The 17,354-nt window shown below is 45.2% G+C and carries 15 protein-coding genes and 1 tRNA gene; 4 read left to right on the top strand and 12 right to left on the bottom strand.

Annotated elements, in window-relative coordinates; translation table 11 throughout:
• Positions 1-77 precede the first annotated feature (77 nt).
• The 5 genes from OO778_RS14555 to OO778_RS14535 all read right to left on the bottom strand — a co-directional run bounded on the left by OO778_RS14555 (position 78) and on the right by OO778_RS14535 (position 6,635).
• Positions 78-608 (bottom strand): MltR family transcriptional regulator, encoded by a 531-nt coding sequence (locus OO778_RS14555; protein ID WP_012841150.1) that lies wholly within the window; start codon positions 606-608, stop codon positions 78-80.
• 57 nt (positions 609-665) lie between these two features.
• Positions 666-1,814: a mannitol-1-phosphate 5-dehydrogenase gene (locus tag OO778_RS14550; protein WP_264910163.1), complete on the bottom strand. Its 1,149-nt coding sequence runs from the start codon at positions 1,812-1,814 to the stop codon at positions 666-668.
• Positions 1,815-1,926: 112 nt separating this feature from the next.
• Complete coding sequence (locus OO778_RS14545; protein WP_264910162.1) at positions 1,927-3,879, bottom strand: PTS mannitol transporter subunit IICBA; 1,953 nt, start codon at positions 3,877-3,879, stop codon at positions 1,927-1,929.
• Positions 3,880-4,482: 603 nt separating this feature from the next.
• Positions 4,483-6,231 (bottom strand): lysophospholipid acyltransferase family protein, encoded by a 1,749-nt coding sequence (locus OO778_RS14540; protein ID WP_264910160.1) that lies wholly within the window; start codon positions 6,229-6,231, stop codon positions 4,483-4,485.
• Positions 6,232-6,368: 137 nt separating this feature from the next.
• Positions 6,369-6,635 (bottom strand): hypothetical protein, encoded by a 267-nt coding sequence (locus OO778_RS14535; protein ID WP_264910159.1) that lies wholly within the window; start codon positions 6,633-6,635, stop codon positions 6,369-6,371.
• A 163-nt stretch (positions 6,636-6,798) separates the two neighbouring features.
• Between OO778_RS14535 and OO778_RS14530 the strand changes: the two genes are divergently transcribed.
• Entirely contained in the window at positions 6,799-7,518 is a 720-nt protein-coding gene (locus tag OO778_RS14530) for an SIMPL domain-containing protein (RefSeq protein WP_006742751.1), read from the top strand.
• Between the two features lie 53 nt (positions 7,519-7,571).
• Here OO778_RS14530 and OO778_RS14525 read toward each other — a convergent pair whose 3' ends face one another.
• Positions 7,572-8,621, bottom strand: a complete 1,050-nt coding sequence (locus OO778_RS14525) for a DUF4382 domain-containing protein (RefSeq protein WP_065644976.1) — start codon at positions 8,619-8,621, stop codon at positions 7,572-7,574.
• 229 nt (positions 8,622-8,850) lie between these two features.
• On the opposite strand from OO778_RS14525, the gene OO778_RS14520 reads away from it, so the two are divergent.
• Positions 8,851-9,126, top strand: coding sequence for a hypothetical protein (locus tag OO778_RS14520; RefSeq protein WP_005383040.1), 276 nt, complete (start codon positions 8,851-8,853; stop codon positions 9,124-9,126).
• Between the two features lie 94 nt (positions 9,127-9,220).
• Here the strand turns inward: OO778_RS14520 and OO778_RS14515 are convergent, their stop codons facing one another.
• The 6 genes from OO778_RS14515 to rpsU form a co-directional block, all read right to left on the bottom strand.
• Complete coding sequence (locus OO778_RS14515; protein WP_074192022.1) at positions 9,221-10,024, bottom strand: MetQ/NlpA family ABC transporter substrate-binding protein; 804 nt, start codon at positions 10,022-10,024, stop codon at positions 9,221-9,223.
• 283 nt (positions 10,025-10,307) lie between these two features.
• A tRNA-Ile gene (locus OO778_RS14510) sits at positions 10,308-10,383 on the bottom strand.
• A gap of 155 nt (positions 10,384-10,538) precedes the next feature.
• Positions 10,539-12,401 carry an RNA polymerase sigma factor RpoD gene (gene rpoD / locus OO778_RS14505; RefSeq protein ID WP_005395986.1) on the bottom strand — a complete coding sequence of 621 codons (1,863 nt, stop codon included), beginning with the start codon at positions 12,399-12,401 and terminating at the stop codon, positions 10,539-10,541.
• A gap of 99 nt (positions 12,402-12,500) precedes the next feature.
• Positions 12,501-14,267, bottom strand: coding sequence for a DNA primase (gene dnaG / locus OO778_RS14500; protein WP_005379719.1), 1,767 nt, complete (start codon positions 14,265-14,267; stop codon positions 12,501-12,503).
• Between the two features lie 149 nt (positions 14,268-14,416).
• Entirely contained in the window at positions 14,417-14,860 is a 444-nt protein-coding gene (locus tag OO778_RS14495) for a GatB/YqeY domain-containing protein (protein ID WP_005395984.1), read from the bottom strand.
• Positions 14,861-14,887: 27 nt separating this feature from the next.
• Positions 14,888-15,103 carry a 30S ribosomal protein S21 gene (rpsU, locus tag OO778_RS14490; protein ID WP_001145625.1) on the bottom strand — a complete coding sequence of 72 codons (216 nt, stop codon included), beginning with the start codon at positions 15,101-15,103 and terminating at the stop codon, positions 14,888-14,890.
• Positions 15,104-15,333: 230 nt separating this feature from the next.
• On the opposite strand from rpsU, the gene tsaD reads away from it, so the two are divergent.
• Positions 15,334-16,350: a tRNA (adenosine(37)-N6)-threonylcarbamoyltransferase complex transferase subunit TsaD gene (tsaD, locus tag OO778_RS14485; RefSeq protein ID WP_046874179.1), complete on the top strand. Its 1,017-nt coding sequence runs from the start codon at positions 15,334-15,336 to the stop codon at positions 16,348-16,350.
• 175 nt (positions 16,351-16,525) lie between these two features.
• On the top strand, positions 16,526-17,341 hold the full coding sequence (locus tag OO778_RS14480; RefSeq protein WP_264910153.1) for an alpha/beta hydrolase: 816 nt from the start codon (positions 16,526-16,528) through the stop codon (positions 17,339-17,341).
• The last annotated feature ends 13 nt before the right edge of the window (positions 17,342-17,354 follow it).

Here is a 17,354-nt window from a genome sequence, read left to right as displayed (position 1 = left end):
CTTTCACGCACGTCATACAGAAAGGATACGCAAAGAAAAGAGGCTAGTAGAGAAGGCGTTCCTTGCCGGAGGTTGGGTTAAAAAGGGCTGTCTTTGCCCAGTTCGTTACAGATCTCGACAATAGCGAGCGAGAGACCTGATTTTATTATTTGTTGCTGGCGTTGAAGTTGGAGTTGATAAAACTCAAGGTCGATGTCGTCATCAGGTTCGTTGACTTCTAATTGCACCATGCCCATTTTCTTTACCAGGTGCAGCTTTTTGATTGGCTCTAGAATATTTGGATCAGTGAACTCGTAGTCGGATGCATCGCTATTGAGTCGGTTTTTAAGCTTAATGATGTCTTCAATATCATGATAAATATCGTCTGGGAGGACGCCTAAGCCAAATAGGAGTTTCAAACGAACAGAGAGATCGCCCAGCGGTCCGGAGTCTTGCAGTAGGGGACCAACAACCGATTGCACGGCGAAGTTATCTTTACGAAAGATCCTTTGTATTAGCCCGTCGATGGAATCGTTGAACACATCGACTGCTGCAATAAAAAAGCCTCGTACCGATGGCGCGCTGTTTAATCGTTCAATGATCTCGGTTTCGTTGATGTTATCTGCCATATACTGAGTAACTGTTTAAAATTATATTTATGGGGAGCAGAGCTCCCCTTGATTCGATTAAAGCTGGTGGTAAATCGCTTCTATTTGAGCCACTTCAACACTGTCTTCAGCCAGACCGGTGTATTTTGCTAGCGTTTTTGTCACGCCAACCTCTTTTAATGAGGTCTGTAGCTCAACCGCTTGCGGATCGGTGTCGTTGGTGTATTTCAACGCCGCCGCGATCCCTTTCAAAAGTGTTTGATTTTCAGTGCCATACTCGATTGTACCGAGTAATGGCTTCACTAATCTATCATTTGCACCCAATTTACGAATTGGTTGTCGTCCAACGCGATCCACTTCATCCACTAAATATGGGTTGGCGAAGCGACCTAAAATCTTTTCGATGTAGGCATTGTGTATGTCACGGTCGAAGCCGTAACGACGAATCAACACTTCGCCACTTTCCTGCATTGCTTGTTTTACTTCAGCATGAATGCTTGGGTCTTCAATTGCTTCACGAATGGTACGGTGCCCTTTCAAACAACCTAAATAAGCGGTAATGCAGTGACCTGTGTTTAGGGTGAACAGCTTACGTTCGACAAAGGCCATTAGGTTGTTGGTCTTTTCCATGCCTGAGATGTCAGGGATTTCGCCCTTGAATTGCTGTTCATCCACAATCCATTCACTAAAGCTTTCTACAGTGACTTCTAGTGGGTCATCGTTGGCGGCTTCTGCTGGTGGCACGATGCGATCGACTGCTGAATCAACAAAGCCAACCAACTCGTCTGCCTTTGTGTGCAGCGATTCATCCAGATGTTTGTATACTTCGCCTTTTAGGTGTGTTGTGCCACGCACCATATTTTCACAGGCGATGATGTTAAGTGGCGCGTCATTACCAGCTTCAAAACGTTTGGCGATACCTTTCGCGATGGTTTTCGCGATGATATCTAATACGTTTGGACCGACCGCTGTGGTAACCAAATCGGTTTTGACGATGCGATCAATCACGTCATCACTGGCTGAGTTTACCGCTGTGACGTGGGTAACAGTGTCGATTTGGCACTCGGTGCCCACGACTTTCACTTTGTATTCTTGTTTGTGGCTGAGCTGGTCTACCAACGGCGCATCAACGTCAGCGAAAGTGACCTCGACTTCTGCGTCTGCTAAGAGTTTACCGATGAAACCACGACCGATGTTACCTGCACCAAAATGAACTGCGTTTTTCATAATTCTTACCTACCAATATCTAAAAATGTTGACTTACGAAACTAGGGTGAGGCCAACCGCATAGGGGGTGACAGCTGACCTCGTTTGCCTCAGGAGCAAATTAAAGGAGTAATTAAGCCGCTTGTTGACCGCCAAGGATGTTAAGAATTTCTTCTACATCGTTGGTGCTGGTTAGCTTCTCAATTGCTTCCGGCTCATCGAGCGCGTTCGTAATGGTGGTGATCACCTGGATGTGCTCATCGTTCTTAGCGGCAATGCCGATAACCAGTTTCGCGACATCCTCGTCATCTTCAGTAAATTGGATACCCGATGGGTATTGGCAGATTACAATACCTGTTTTCTTCACGCGGTCTTTCGCTTCTACGGTGCCATGAGGAACCGCGATAGACTCGCCAAGGTAAGTTGGAACCAGCGCTTCACGCTCAAACATCGCGTCTACGTATTCTGGTTCTGCGTAGCCAAGTTCAACCAATTTGTTGCCTGCAAAGCGAATGGCTTCTTCTTTGTTGGCTGCTTTCAAACCTAGGTGAATGTTCTCACGCTGGATTTGGAATACCGATGGTTGTTGTGGCTCAAAGCTGTCGTCGTTTGCCGCCATGACTGACACTTTTACCATCTGGTCGTCATTGGCTGCGGATTGGTTTTGTGCTGCTAGTAGTTTGGTGACTAGCTGGTTGTACATTTCGCTGTCTAGGAAGTTAGTCAATGAAATGTGGTGTGCATTTGGAGCATGCTTACGTGCACGATCTGTTAAGTCTTTATGAGTAATCACGATATCTGCACTCTCTGGTAAGCTGTTAATAGCAAGGTTGGTTACGTGGATGTTCAGACCTGCGTCTTGAACCTTTTTGCGTAGCATACTCGCGCCCATTGCACTCGAGCCCATGCCCGCATCACAAGCGACAATGATGCTTTGTACTGTCGCTAGGTCTACGTCACCTTTGCTTTGGCTGTTTACCACCGCATCGTTTTTAGATGCAGATTTCATGTCTTTCATTTGTGATGTTGCTTTTTCTAGTGCTGCTTCATCACCGTCTTCTTCTGTTGACGTTTGTGTCTTCATTAGCAGTGCTGCTACGGCGAATGACACACCTGTTGCTGCTGCGATAGACGCTAGTACACCAACGATTGAACCTTTCTGAGTCATCAACAAGATTGCGAAGATTGAGCCTGGTGATGCTGGAGAAACGATACCTGCGTTAAACATAGTTAGAACGAATACGCCCGTCATACCACCTGCGATAGCCGCAAGGATTAGGCGAGGGTTCATTAGGATGTAAGGGAAGTAAATCTCGTGGATACCGCCGAAGAAGTGGATGATTGATGCACCACCTGCCGTTTGACGAGCCGTACCTTTACCAAACACCATGTAAGCCAGCAGAATACCTAGACCAGGACCTGGGTTCGCTTCGATCAAGAAGAAGATCGATTGACCAGTCTCTGACGCTTGCTGAATACCCAGTGGAGAGAAGATGCCGTGGTTGATCGCGTTGTTTAGGAATAGGATCTTCGCTGGCTCAACAAAAATAGAAGTCAGTGGCAGAAGGTGCGCTGAAACAAGGAAGTTTACGCCTGCTGCCAATGCGCCTGAAAGCACTTTGACAAATGGACCGATAAGGAAGAAAGCCAAAATGGCGCACAGCATACCAATGATGCCCGCAGAGAAGTTGTTCACCAACATCTCGAAGCCGCTTTTTACTTTACCGTCGATGTAGTTATCGAATTTTTTGATTGCCCAGCCGCCCATTGGGCCGACCATCATTGCACCCATAAACATTGGGATGTCGGTACCGACAATCACACCCATGGTAGTGATTGCACCAACGACCGCGCCGCGATCGCCGCCCACTAATTTACCACCGGTGTAACCGATCAGTAGTGGCAGCAAGTAAGTGATCATAGGACCAACCATGGAAGCTAACGTCTCATTTGGTAGCCATCCGGTTGGGATAAATAGAGCAGTGATAAAGCCCCACGCGATAAACGCGCCGATGTTAGGCATTACCATGTTTGACAGAAAACGACCAAAATTTTGTATCTTGATCTTGGCATCTGGTGATATCATAACAATTCCCCGTTCGATGTTCTGATGAATATGTTGTCGTAAACGGTTCGCCAAAACCGCTTGTTTGATTGCTTAGTACCCAATCAATTTACCACACATTTTCCAATTGGAACTGACGACGGGTTTTTCGTGATCAACCCCCGCATTTCTTCGGATGAAAAGCATTTTTTAAGTGATGATGATCAATTAATTGATATGTAACTTAATAACAAAAAATGACTTTCAAATCTGTCAATAAAAATATTAGTGATCAATTCGATCTTCTGACAAATATAAAATCAAAATTCATTGTGATTAAGATCACCTTTAATTTCTTTTTCAATTCAAATTAAATACTCGAGGTGATCAATGTCACATTTTGTTTGACGTCAGGTTTGATTGAAAATGTGATCTATGACCATTTTGAGGTTTTGTGAAAGTTTATAACGTGAACGTTTGTGCGATGTTGGCGTTTTGTGGATTAAAGCTTGAGATGACAGGCCTTTTTGCGATGAGTTTAACTAAACAATTTGTTTTTAATGTCTTATGGGTAAATAACGCATCACGCTGCTCGCGTTGTGTTGTTTAGAGCGATTTTGAGCAGCGCGATACCTCCGACGACGGTTAATGGTTTAGAGCTAAATACTCGCGCGCGTTTCCACTGCCCATGTAACGTGCAAGCGTTTTCTCAGGCACATCGCGTAAATCCACCATAATCAATCCATCCAGTGCGTTGTTAAACGCCGGATCGACGTTAAAACACACCAACTTACCATTCAAACTCAAATATTGGCGCAGCAATACCGGAACGCCTTTGCCTTCGTCAATCCGAGCGATCACGCGAGATAGCAACTGTAAATCTCCCAATGCGGTTAGCATGCTGGTATTCCAGTTTAAGTTGGTTTCTGGCAGTGGATTTGACGGAGTGACGTATTCGGCGCAGTCGTTGTCGTAGTGGTGTAGGGTCATCGATTGTGCCAGCAACTGACGCGCGGTATGGCTGTAATCGTTGCTGATGCTCACTGGGCCAAATAAGTGCGTGTATTCGGGATGTTGATGGACAAAAGTCGCTATGCCTTTCCAGAGTAAGAGTAGGGCACTCATGCTTTTTTGATATTGCTCGGCAATCACAGAACGACCCATTTCAATCGACTTACCCATTTGATCGAGAAAGCCTTGGTCATAGTTGAACAATGTGCGCGAATACAATCCTTCTACGCCATATTTCGCCAATAATTGATCAACTAATCCAAGACGGTAAGCACCTACCATGCATTGGTTCTCACGATCCCACACAAATAGGTGCAGGTAATCATGATCGAAATGATCGATGTCTATCGCTTGCCCGGTCCCTTCGCCAACTTGACGGAAATTATGTTCTCGCAAGCGGCCAATTTCATGTAGGAGAGATGGGATCTGCTGCGCGCTGGCGCAATATACGTCGAACTCGCCATTTTGAAGCAATTGAGTTTCTGCCGGTAAGCTGTGCAGCTCTTCAAGCAATTGGCCTATGGGTAACCCTGCTGCAATAGGTAAGAGATCATTGTCTGAGACCGTTTGCTGAGTGGCACTTACATCGCGGTTAAGCAGGTAGGTGTTAAGCCTCAGATAATTGACGATCTGATCATCGTTGAGGTTATTGAGTTCTTTAAACTTGATTGCTTGCCCAAAGGACAACTCAATGGTTTTTGCGCTCTTGTTGAGCAGCTCTCTTCCCAACATCAAGGTGCGTAAAAGAGGGTGGATTTTACCTGCCATGTAGAAGCGTTTTGAGTTCTGCCCACGAATGAAGACGGGAACAGTGGCGGCTTTGTTCTTACGAATTAACGCACTGACACAGCGGCTCCATTCTTTGTCTTCTAAACGCTGTTGTTTGGCATCCACTAACTGCGACACTTCACCCGCAGGGAAAACCAATAACAAGCCGCCATTCGCAAGGTGTTTGTTGGCTGCTCTGAGGGCCTTCATATTCGATTTGACGGCGTCTTTGCCTTCGAATACGTCGACACCAATAAAAAGTTGGTCGAGCTCTGGTACGGTTTTTAGGTACTGATTCGCTAAAATTTGGATATCGTCTCGTATCATCAATAGTAGCTCGGCGAGAATCACGCCTTCAACACAACCGAGAGGGTGATTCGCCACAATGACGGTTGCGCCTTGCTTTGGCACTGCGTCGAGCGAACCATGGGTAATGCGATAGTCGATCCCCAAAATATCCAGCGTAAATCGCAAGAAAGTTTTGGTATCCGCATTCACGGGGCGTTGGGCGTAGAATTTATCGAGCTGACTTAAACCCGTAGCCCATTCTGCAACGTTTTCACCAATGCCAAACGGCGTTTTACGAGGGAGACGAAAAGGGGTCGAACTATCCATATTTACCTCAGCGTACAAGTGGCTGATCGGATAGTAGAAATTACAGATGACAGTTCAGAGGCAAATCCATGAGCCTTTGGTGACAAACTGGTGAAGCTTTGTTGACCAAAGGCGAAGAGGATAGGACAGCTTTAGCGTTACGTTTTGTCGCCAGCAAACATCAGGATACTCAGAGAGTTGAGCGTTTCACCGAGACTTTCTAGTGAGCTCAAAACCTGTTTGGTCGGCTCATTGTCTAGCAGAATGCGATCATCAAAGCGTTTCCCTTCGCATTGATCTTCATCGCACATACCCGCTTGGGGTTCTTGTGTTGAGTTGTCATCCATTACTAAGTCGTCAGTACTCAAACAAGCCGTTGAGACAAATAATCCGCTCAGAACTACCAGCCATTTTATTTTCAACATAATCTTAAATATCACAATAAAACACTGTTTAATTGTAATTTATTCTATTTACCATTTCGAACGATATGACAAAAACTTGGCTTTAGGTCGCCATTTTCTGGCCGTAGTTGAGCTATGTTATCGATACGACGAATTGTTACTTTTGGCGAAATTAGGAGGATGAATGGAGAAGATTTCCAATAGAGCGTCAATATGGCTCGGGCTGTGTCTGATAATTGGTTTAGGAGTATTGGGCTTTTTTATTCAGCAAACAGCAGTCAAATACAAAGCCTATGAGCGAGTGGTAACGGTGAAGGGATTGTCTGAACGAGAGTACTCTGCCGATACAGTGATCTGGCCAATTCAGTTCACCTTAGCGAGTAATGATATGGGGGCTATGTTTGATGACATCGATCAGCAAACGCGTTTGATTCTGGATTTCTTAAGTGCCAAAGGGCTCCCTGAAACGAGCGTTTCCCTTTCTTCTCCTGCTGTCATTGACCGAAAAGCACAGCAATACGGGAGTGAGCAAGATATCGAGTTTCGTTATTTAGCCTCGCGGACCGTTACGGTTTATAGTCAAAGTGTCGATGTGGTTCGAGCGGCAATTAATGAGATTGGTGAGCTAGGAAAACAAGGCGTACTGCTGAATCAGGACCCGTACGCGAACCGCATTGAGTACAGCTTTACTAAGCTGAATGATGTAAAGCCAGACATGATCGAAGAGGCGACGAAAAACGCCCGCGAAGTGGCGCAAAAGTTTGCGAAAGACTCACAGAGTTCACTGGGTAAGATCAAACGTGCCACGCAAGGGCAGTTCTCGATTTATGACCGAGATAGCAACACGCCTTACATTAAGAAAGTACGAGTGGTCTCAACCGTTCAGTATTACTTATCGGATTAAAATAATAGTCAAAAAGCCGCTCATCGTGTGAGCGGCTTTCGATAAGATGAGAGCTATAGGATAGGATTAATATCTTGCTCTGTATGCTCACCTTCGACCACATCAACAGGTGTGTAATGTTGATAAATCAGGAAGCCATCTTCTGATGTTTCATGGTTATCTGGTGTATCAACATACGCGGTACAGGTGTACCCAATACTGTAGGTGCCTGGGCCGATGTAACCAAACTCGTAGCTGTAGGTTGTATTACCTTCTTCGTCTTGCGATTCATTCACGTTAGCTACTGCAACTGGCGCTTGGAGTGGTTCCATCGCGCCCATATCGCCCATGGTTGAGCGATCCATCGAACCTGCGTAAAGATAGACTGAGTGAACGGCAGGAACGTCATTTATTGCATTTGATGCTGCACTGTCTGCTTCACACGCTTGATACTGAATTTCGCTGACTTCACCACCGATATGACCTGATTCTGATGCGTTTACTAAGCTTACCGCATTAGAGTTCATGTTCATGTAATCTTTGCCCGTTGGATCTGCCAGACCTTTACGCAAATCAAACTCGACAACATAGCTATTATGACCAGTATGAACTTTTACATACTGACCTTTTTGCGAAAACTTCAAGCGACCTTGATCGCTCGTATCTGGTTTAAAACCAAAACAGCTGCCTCGGCTAGGCACAACTAAGCCTTTGATGTTGCCGTCTGTCTTCTCTACGTATGACAGCGTTGTATCGTTTAATTGTTTGCCGTCTTTAGCGTACACACACATAGCATAATCACCAGGAGCGATGTCTTGCTCGCTAATGATCGTTTTAGCGTTACTTCCCTGATATTCCATTAGATCAACTTGGTGTAGTGCTCCATTGTCACTAACATCTAACAGAATATGTTCTCCAGTTTGTTCTCCAGTTTCTGGGTCAAATGGTACAAGGACAACATCTTTAAACGCTAAGACGACTTTGTTGGCATCGTCGACAGGCGCATCGGAAACGCTGAGAGAAAAAGTGGCTGCTTCTGTATCGGATGAAGAGTCGTCGCTACCACAGCCCGTCAATAAAAGACCACCTGAGATAGCAAGTAAAGGATAAGTATATTTTTTCATTATGACCTCTTGTTTACACTGCTGATAAATGTAAAAGGCTAGTCTCAAAGTCGAGAAATGATGTCATTGTATTGTGATAGAGAGGTCAATCTTCAATGGTGTTATATACAAGTCCTTTTTTATAAAACTAAGTGCTTAACTGTGATGAGGGGAGTTTGATAATAGTCAAGCTGGCTTCTTTCTTATGAGCGTAAGTTAGTATGACTTATTGCTAGAAGGAATTAGTATCATGGCATACAAGCACTTTATTAGAGAACTACTGGGTTTAGCGATTGTTGTCTCTGTCGTCTTTGGCGTATTAGGCGTGATGTTAGAGCTCTTTGCACTGACGGCACTTTGGGAGCATCAGCAAACGATAGCCGATGTTTTCTTCCATGAATCTCTCTACTTCATCGTATTTTTAATTCCACCATATTTCCTCTGGAAGTTGATTAACCGTCCTGAATTGGTTTCTGCTGACCAAGCTTATTTGGCAATGAAGTTAGAGGCTGAAAGTCGACAATGAGTCGATTTAGTGAGTAATGAAAAGAAGAGGCTATGAGAAAACATTAGCCTCTTTTCTATCTGATTCGTGGGCAAAGTATTCGTTGCTTTATTGATTAAAAAGCTGCTTCTATTGTGCCTTTGAACGTACGATCGAGATAATCACGAATTGCTTGAGATTGGTAAATAGAAACGAATTTTTTATACGCTTCATTATTTTTGTCTGCGTCACGAGTAGCGATGACCATGACGGCCAGCGGTGCGTCTTTTGCTTCAAGATAGATACTTTGTTTCTTCGGGTCTAAACCAGAAGACATTACGTAGTTCATTGTGATCGCAGCCGCGTCTACATCATCCAATGTTCGTGGTAACTGGGCGGCATCTACCTCGACAAATTCAAACGACTTTGCATTTTTTGTAATATCAGTTAGGGCGGCTTTGTGGCCAAAACCTTGTTTAAGCTCAATTAAACCTGCATCGGCGAGTAGCAATAGACCACGACCACCATTAGTTGGATCGTTTGGAATTGCTATGCGTGCATTGTTTGGAAGCTCTTGTAATGAGCGATACTTGTTAGAATAAAGCCCCATGCGCATCAGAATGGATTGACCAATCGACACTAATTGGGCGTCATGACTATTGTTGAAGTTGTCTAAAAATGGTTGGTGCTGATAGCTGTTAATGTCGATGCTACCATCACTAAGCGCGGCATTGGGTGTCACGTAATCAGAAAACTCGATGACTTCTACATTCAAGCCTTGCTTCGCTGCTTCCTTCGCTACTGCTTCAACTACTTGAGCATGAGGCCCTACGGTTGCTCCCACTTTTATGATAGAGCCATCTTTTTCTCCACAAGCACTTAAGCCAACTACTGCCGTGAGAACCAAAGCTAGTTTCTTTAGGTGACGAATACTTTTCATTGTAACTCCATTTTTGTTTTAGACGTCCATACGTTTACATGTCCATCCTATCAGAAGTCGAAAAAGGGTCAATGGTTTAAATAGCGAGCAGACATTTTGTTTCTACGACTATATAGAAAGATTGGTAATAAGCGAAAAGAAAGAGAGGGTAGAATCGAGGAAGATGATAAGTTTGAAGTTGTTGATGAGATGAGCAACGAATTACTACACCCACAACTGTACCCAAAGTCAGCAGACACAAAAAAGGCGTAGCAGGTACTAACCTGCTACGCCTTTCGACATTTGGTGGCCCCTCGCAGACTTGAACTGCGGACCAATCGATTATGAGTCGACTGCTCTAACCACTGAGCTAAGGGGCCTTAATAGGACAACGATTATAGGGGAAGCGTTGCAAGGTGTCTAGATACCAACTAGGGCAATTGCGCTTAGTTTTTATCCACTTAGCACAGTAGATAATAAAAAAGGTGACCTAAAGTCACCTTTTTTGATTTCTAAAAGCTTGTATGCGCTGCGATTATTCGTCTAGGAAGCTGCGCAGAGTCTCTGAGCGGCTTGGGTGACGAAGTTTACGTAGTGCTTTTGCTTCGATCTGACGGATACGTTCACGAGTAACGTCGAACTGCTTACCAACTTCTTCTAGAGTATGGTCAGTGTTCATGTCGATACCAAAGCGCATGCGAAGTACTTTCGCTTCACGTGGCGTTAGACCTGCAAGCACGTCTTTTGTCGCCACTTTAAGGCTAGTTGCAGTTGCAGAATCTAGCGGCAGTTCTAGCGTTGTATCTTCGATAAAATCACCTAGATGCGAATCTTCGTCGTCACCGATTGGTGTCTCCATTGAGATAGGCTCTTTAGCGATTTTCAGAACTTTGCGAATCTTGTCTTCTGGCATCTGCATGCGCTCAGCCAGTTCTTCCGGTAGTGGCTCACGACCCATCTCTTGCAGCATTTGACGAGAGATACGGTTGAGCTTGTTGATCGTTTCGATCATGTGTACCGGGATACGAATCGTACGTGCTTGGTCCGCGATTGAACGAGTGATTGCCTGACGGATCCACCACGTTGCGTAAGTCGAGAACTTGTAACCACGACGGTATTCGAACTTATCTACCGCTTTCATCAGACCGATGTTACCTTCCTGGATAAGATCCAAGAACTGTAGGCCACGGTTGGTGTATTTCTTCGCGATAGAAATTACAAGACGCAAGTTCGCTTCAACCATCTCTTTCTTCGCACGGCGAGCTTTTGCTTCACCGATAGACATACGACGGCTGATGTCTTTAATGTTTTGAACGTTCAGAGAAGTCTCTTCTTCAATCATTTTTAGCTTAGCGATTGAGCGACGGATTTCTTCTTCGTTACGTTTGATCTTTTCAGCGTATGGCTTGTCTGAAGCAAGAACTTCATCCAACCAAGCTTCACTTGATTCATTACCAGTGAACAGCGCGATGAATGATTTCTTCGGCATTTTGCCGTATTCAACCACAGACTTCATGATCAGGCGTTCTTGAGTACGAACGCGATCCATAGCGGTACGCAGCTCATTCACTAGGTGATCAAACTGTTTAGGCGTTAGACGAAACTCGCGGAATACGTCTAGCATCATTTCATTAGCAACGGTCGCTTTCGGGCTGTTATAGCCGTACTCGTTGATTGCTAATTGAAGATTTTGATAGGTGCTGCGTAGTTGGTTGAATTTCTCTAGCGCTAACTCTGGATCGATACCTACATCTTCTTCAGAATCATCTGAATCGTCATCGCTATCTTCGTCGTCATCAACGTCTTCATCGTCTTCTTCTTCTAACTGAGATTCAGTCAGTTCAGAACCGATGTGTGTTGCCGTTGGTGCAGCGGTGTCGTCAGCATCTGGGTCTACAAAACCTGAAATAAGGTCAGTAAGACGTAGTTCTTCAGCTTGAACTTTGTCAAATTGCTCAAGAATGTACGGAATCGTACCTGGGTATTCAGCAACAGACGATTGAACTTGGTTAATACCTTCTTCAATACGTTTTGCGATGTCGATTTCGCCTTCGCGAGTTAGAAGTTCGACAGTACCCATCTCACGCATGTACATACGTACTGGGTCTGTTGTACGACCAATCTCACTCTCTACGCTAGACAGTGCAGCGGCTGCAGCTTCGGCTGCATCTTCATCGGTAATATTTGTGTCATCGTTCAGTGCTAAATCATCAGCATCAGGAGCAGTTTCTACTACCTTAATGCCCATGTCGTTGATCATCTGAATGATGTCTTCTACCTGTTCTGAATCTACGATTTCAGCAGGTAGGTGGTCATTTACTTCGGCGTAGGTCAGATAGCCTTGTTCCTTGCCTTTAATAACAAGTGACTTTAGCTGTGACTGCGGATTGTGATCCATAGACGGTATCCAACTTCGTAATCTGGTGAAGGAATCAGTATGCGAAATGCAAACCACTTACTATAACAAATTAAATCGTTGCTGACTAATTAAACAGGGTTACGCTTTTAAATCTAGCATAAGTGCTAGCAGCTCCCTTTTCTCTTCGGCTGATAAACCGACACTTCTTGCTTTGGCCTGCAGGTTTTCAATTTGTTTTTCTACGCACTGGGCAATAATTTTATCCAGTGAGTCTAAAAATATTTCTTCTTGGTTGTCCTCATCGAGTGGAATGTCCCAACTCGCGAGACGAGACAGAAGGGTCTCATTTTGGCTGTTTCGCCAATGCTCTAATAATTGGCCTGTGTTGATATGGGGATGCGCTTGGCATTTATCAAGTACATCAACAAATAAACTTAGACCAGGAATGGGTAAATCTCTAACGCTAGTTAGATCTGGCACCATACTTACGTATTGTGGGTTTTGAATCAGTAACGCGATCACTTCTCGCATCGGCGTTCGCTTGATTTCTTTATGAGGTTGAGGCCTTTTATCCTCTTTACCTTGTTTTGAAATTAGCTGCTGTAGTTGGCGTTCATCAACCAAACCCAAACGGCGGCCAAGCAGTTCTCTCAAGTATAGTCTTAAAGTGCCGCCAGGGACTTTGTCGATGAGAGGAACAGCAAGGGTACTCAGTTTTGCCATGCCTTCTTTCGTGCTCATATCGACTTGCTGAGTCAATGAGCTGAACATGAATTCAGACAAGGGCATCGCATTAGACACTTGTTGTTCAAATGCTTGTTTTCCGTTTTGTCGGATATAAGAGTCGGGATCTTCTCCATCCGGCAAAAACATGAATTTTAACTGGCGACCATCAGTTAGGTAAGGCAATGCATTTTCCATGGCACGCCACGCGGCTTCACGACCTGCGCGGTCACCGTCGTAACAACATACGACAGTGCTTGTTTGCCTGAATAATACTTGCAAGTGATCGCCCGTTGTAGAGGTACCCAATGAGGCAACGGAATAATCTACGCCATATTGAGCAAGCGCGACAACATCCATATAGCCTTCAACCACTAAAATTTGTGGTGGCTCACGGTACGCTTGTAGTACTTCATAAAGGCCATACAATTCTTTACCTTTATGAAATATCGGGGTTTCGGGTGAGTTGAGATATTTCGGTGTCCCATCACCTAATACTCGACCACCAAAGCCTATTACTCGGCCGCGTCTGTCTCGAATAGGAAACATCACTCGACCACGGAATCGGTCGTAGCGGTTGCCTTTGTCGTTTTCGATCAACATGCCGCCTGTGACGAGCATGTCTTGGTTTTCTTTATTCTGGCCAAAGTTCTTACGAACTAAGTCCCATTCATCAGCCACATAGCCGATGCCAAACTTCTGGACTATTTCACCAGACAGGCCGCGATCTTTTAGATACTCAATCGCCACTTTACTTGCTGGCTGCTTGAGTTGGTTACGATAAAATTGAGCAATGCTGCCCATTAAGTCGTATAGATTACGTTTTTCACTACTGCTTGCTTGTGGGCCTGACTGGAACGAACCATTACCGCCGCTACGTTGTTCGCGAGGAACATCTAAGCCCAAGTATGAAGCGAGTTCTTCAATGGCTTCGACGAATTCTAGCCGGTCGAATTCCATCAAGAAGTCGATGGCATTTCCGTGCGCACCACAACCAAAACAATGGTAGAACTGCTTTTCTTGACTGACGCTGAATGACGGCGTCTTTTCGTTGTGGAACGGGCAGCATGCGCCGTAGTTTTTGCCTTTTTTCTTAAGTTTCACACGTGCGTCGATGATATCGACAATATCAAGTCGAGCTAGAAGGTCATCGATAAAACTGCGAGGGATGTGTCCAGCCATAAAACCTAACAAAAAAAGAAGATGATGAGTGGAGTGAATGCCTTAAAAGAATGAGCGTATTGCCCATTGATTTCATTCCATCCATCCAGATACAAACAAGCCGTGCGCTCCAAAGGATAGCACGGCTTGCTGCAATTGGGTGGGGTATCTTAAGCCAGTTTAGCGCGAACTAAACCGCTTACTTTACCCATATCTGCGCGCCCTTGAATTTGCGGTTTCAGAACGCCCATTACTTTGCCCATGTCTTGCATGCCAGCTGCGCCAGATTCAGCAATCGCGTTCTCGATAAGAGCCGCTACTTCTTCGTCTGTCAGTGGTTGAGGCATAAAGTCCTCAAGAACGGTAATTTCTGCTTGTTCCGCATCAGCAAGATCTTGACGACCCGCTGCTTCATACTGCGCTACAGAGTCGCGACGTTGTTTAACCATTTTGGTCAATACTGCAAGAATGTCGTCATCGTTCAGAGTGATCTGCTCGTCAACTTCACGTTGCTTGATTGCTGATAGGGCTAAACGAATAGTACCAAGGCGCAATTTGTCCTTGGCTTTCATCGCTAATTTTTGCTCTTCTTTGAGTTGATCAATCAGAGCCATAACTAAATTCCTTTTGGAGCTCAGTTATTAGTACAGGCGAACGCGACGAGCGTTTTCGCGAGCTAGCTTCTTAGCGTGACGCTTTTGAGCTGCTGCTTTAGCGCGTTTGCGAACTGTAGTTGGTTTTTCGTAGTGCTCACGACGACGCACTTCAGAAAGGATACCTGCTTTTTCGCAAGAGCGCTTGAAACGACGTAGAGCAACGTCGAACGGTTCGTTTTCACGTACTTTAACTACTGGCATATGCCTTTCACCTCAGGGGTTATTCGTTAACGCTGGCATTCAACAGACCAAATCACAATTGTTTGGTCTCTTACCAGCTTGATCAAAAATGGTGCGGAATTTTAATCCGATCACAACTACTTTGTAAAGCCTTTTGTCGATTATTGTCTGTACAAAATTTGTTTGCAGCACCAAGGCGAGGTAATATGACGCCCAAATTTCCTCTATACAGAAAGCATACTGAGAAAACCATGCGCATTATCGGTATTGAAACCTCTTGTGACGAGACTGGCATCGCGATTTATGACGATGAAAAAGGTCTGCTGTCACACAAGCTTTACAGCCAAGTAAAACTGCACGCAGATTACGGTGGTGTGGTGCCTGAGTTGGCTTCACGTGACCATGTAAAGAAAACCATTCCTCTTATTAAAGAGGCACTAAAAGAAGCGAATTTAACTTCGAAAGACATTGATGGTGTCGCGTACACCGCGGGGCCGGGTCTCGTTGGTGCACTATTAGTGGGCGCTACTATTGGTCGCAGTATTGCTTATGCTTGGGGAGTGCCAGCGGTACCTGTTCATCATATGGAAGGTCACCTGTTGGCTCCAATGCTGGAAGATAACCCACCGCCATTCCCGTTTGTGGCAGTGTTGGTGTCGGGTGGTCACTCGATGATGGTCGAAGTGAGAGGCATCGGTGAGTACAAAATTTTGGGTGAGTCGATTGATGATGCGGCGGGCGAAGCGTTTGATAAAACAGCGAAGCTAATGGGGTTGGATTACCCAGGCGGCCCGCTGTTGTCTAAACTGGCAGAAAAAGGCACGCCGGGTCGCTTTAAGTTCCCGCGCCCAATGACTGATCGCCCTGGCTTGGATATGAGTTTCTCTGGCCTGAAAACCTTTACAGCAAATACGATTGCTGCGAATGGCGATGACGAGCAAACTCGCGCAGACATCGCTCTGGCATTTGAAGAAGCCGTGTGTGCAACATTAGCGATTAAATGTAAACGCGCGCTTGAGCAAACAGGCATGAAACGTATTGTTATTGCTGGTGGTGTAAGTGCTAACCGTCGTTTACGTGCAGAGTTAGAGAAGCTAGCGAAGAAAGTTGGCGGTGAGGTTTACTACCCACGAACTGAGTTCTGTACGGATAATGGTGCGATGATCGCTTACGCTGGTATGCAGCGTTTGAAGAATGGCGAAGTGGCCGATATGTCGGTAGAGGCTCGCCCACGTTGGCCGATTGACCAACTGACGCCAGTCGCTTAATCAAACTTATGCGGTAGGTTTGAAATAGATTCACTACGATAAAGGTCTCTGTTCATCAGAGGCCTTTATTTTTAGCTATTCAATGAAAAGCTTCGTTTACATTCTGACTGATGCGAGCAGTTCGGTATCGTTTCAGTGATAGGATGATGCGGAAGAATAAGAAATGGATATAACAATGAATAAGTTTGAAATTGAAGGTCAGCAACTTGCTTACCTTGATAAAGGTGATGGTCCAGTATTACTGTTTGGTCACAGTTATTTGTGGGATAGCCAAATGTGGGCGCCACAAATTGAAGTTTTAAGCCAGTCATATCGTTGTATTGTGCCAGATTTGTGGGCACATGGTGAGTCAGAAGCGGCCCCTGCATCGACACAGTCATTAGTTGATTATGCACAACATATGTTGGCGTTGATGGATCATTTGGATATTGAAGAGTTTTCGGTGGTGGGCTTATCTGTTGGCGGCATGTGGGGAGCGGAACTGACGGTTCAAGCACCGCAACGTGTGAAATCACTGGTATTGATGGATACCTTCATTGGCTGGGAGCCAGAAGTTACGTATAAAAAGTACTTTGCAATGCTTGATACCATCAGCCAAGTCCAAGCGGTACCTGCGCCAATTATTGAAGCTGTCGTGCCATTGTTTTTTGCTAATAACGCTGAGCAGGTGAATCCTGAGTTGGTCGCTGCATTCAAACGCAGTTTAGAAAGCCTGAGTGGTGAGCGTGCGGTTGAAGTGGCTCGCATTGGTCGCATGGTGTTTGGTCGCCGTGATGTGATTGAAGATTCGGAAAAATTCGCTCTGCCGACGTTAATTGCGGTGGGCTGTGAAGATAAGCCTCGCCCGGTTTTCGAATCGTATTTAATGAAAGACTGTATCACGGGCAGTGAGTTGGTGGAGATTCCTCAAGCTGGACACATCAGTTGTTTAGAGCAACCTGAGTTCGTCAACCAAATGTTGTTGAACTTCCTGAATCGAGTTCATGCATAACCAATGAATGCAT

This window comes from Vibrio sp. STUT-A16 (assembly GCF_026000495.1).
Taxonomy (GTDB): domain Bacteria; phylum Pseudomonadota; class Gammaproteobacteria; order Enterobacterales; family Vibrionaceae; genus Vibrio; species Vibrio diabolicus.
This window is presented reverse-complemented; position numbering and strand designations above follow the sequence as displayed.

Coding starts and splice junctions, on each gene's coding strand:
- rpsU (WP_001145625.1), bottom strand. CDS start 15,103: ATGCCAGTAGTTAAAGTACGTGAAAACGAACCGTTCGACGTTGCTCTA.
- OO778_RS14480 (WP_264910153.1), top strand. CDS start 16,526: ATGAATAAGTTTGAAATTGAAGGTCAGCAACTTGCTTACCTTGATAAA.
- OO778_RS14495 (WP_005395984.1), bottom strand. CDS start 14,860: ATGGCTCTGATTGATCAACTCAAAGAAGAGCAAAAATTAGCGATGAAA.
- dnaG (WP_005379719.1), bottom strand. CDS start 14,267: ATGGCTGGACACATCCCTCGCAGTTTTATCGATGACCTTCTAGCTCGA.
- OO778_RS14530 (WP_006742751.1), top strand. CDS start 6,799: ATGGAGAAGATTTCCAATAGAGCGTCAATATGGCTCGGGCTGTGTCTG.
- OO778_RS14550 (WP_264910163.1), bottom strand. CDS start 1,814: ATGAAAAACGCAGTTCATTTTGGTGCAGGTAACATCGGTCGTGGTTTC.
- rpoD (WP_005395986.1), bottom strand. CDS start 12,401: ATGGATCACAATCCGCAGTCACAGCTAAAGTCACTTGTTATTAAAGGC.
- OO778_RS14540 (WP_264910160.1), bottom strand. CDS start 6,231: ATGGATAGTTCGACCCCTTTTCGTCTCCCTCGTAAAACGCCGTTTGGC.
- tsaD (WP_046874179.1), top strand. CDS start 15,334: ATGCGCATTATCGGTATTGAAACCTCTTGTGACGAGACTGGCATCGCG.
- OO778_RS14515 (WP_074192022.1), bottom strand. CDS start 10,024: ATGAAAAGTATTCGTCACCTAAAGAAACTAGCTTTGGTTCTCACGGCA.
- OO778_RS14555 (WP_012841150.1), bottom strand. CDS start 608: ATGGCAGATAACATCAACGAAACCGAGATCATTGAACGATTAAACAGC.
- OO778_RS14535 (WP_264910159.1), bottom strand. CDS start 6,635: ATGTTGAAAATAAAATGGCTGGTAGTTCTGAGCGGATTATTTGTCTCA.
- OO778_RS14525 (WP_065644976.1), bottom strand. CDS start 8,621: ATGAAAAAATATACTTATCCTTTACTTGCTATCTCAGGTGGTCTTTTA.
- OO778_RS14545 (WP_264910162.1), bottom strand. CDS start 3,879: ATGATATCACCAGATGCCAAGATCAAGATACAAAATTTTGGTCGTTTT.
- OO778_RS14520 (WP_005383040.1), top strand. CDS start 8,851: ATGGCATACAAGCACTTTATTAGAGAACTACTGGGTTTAGCGATTGTT.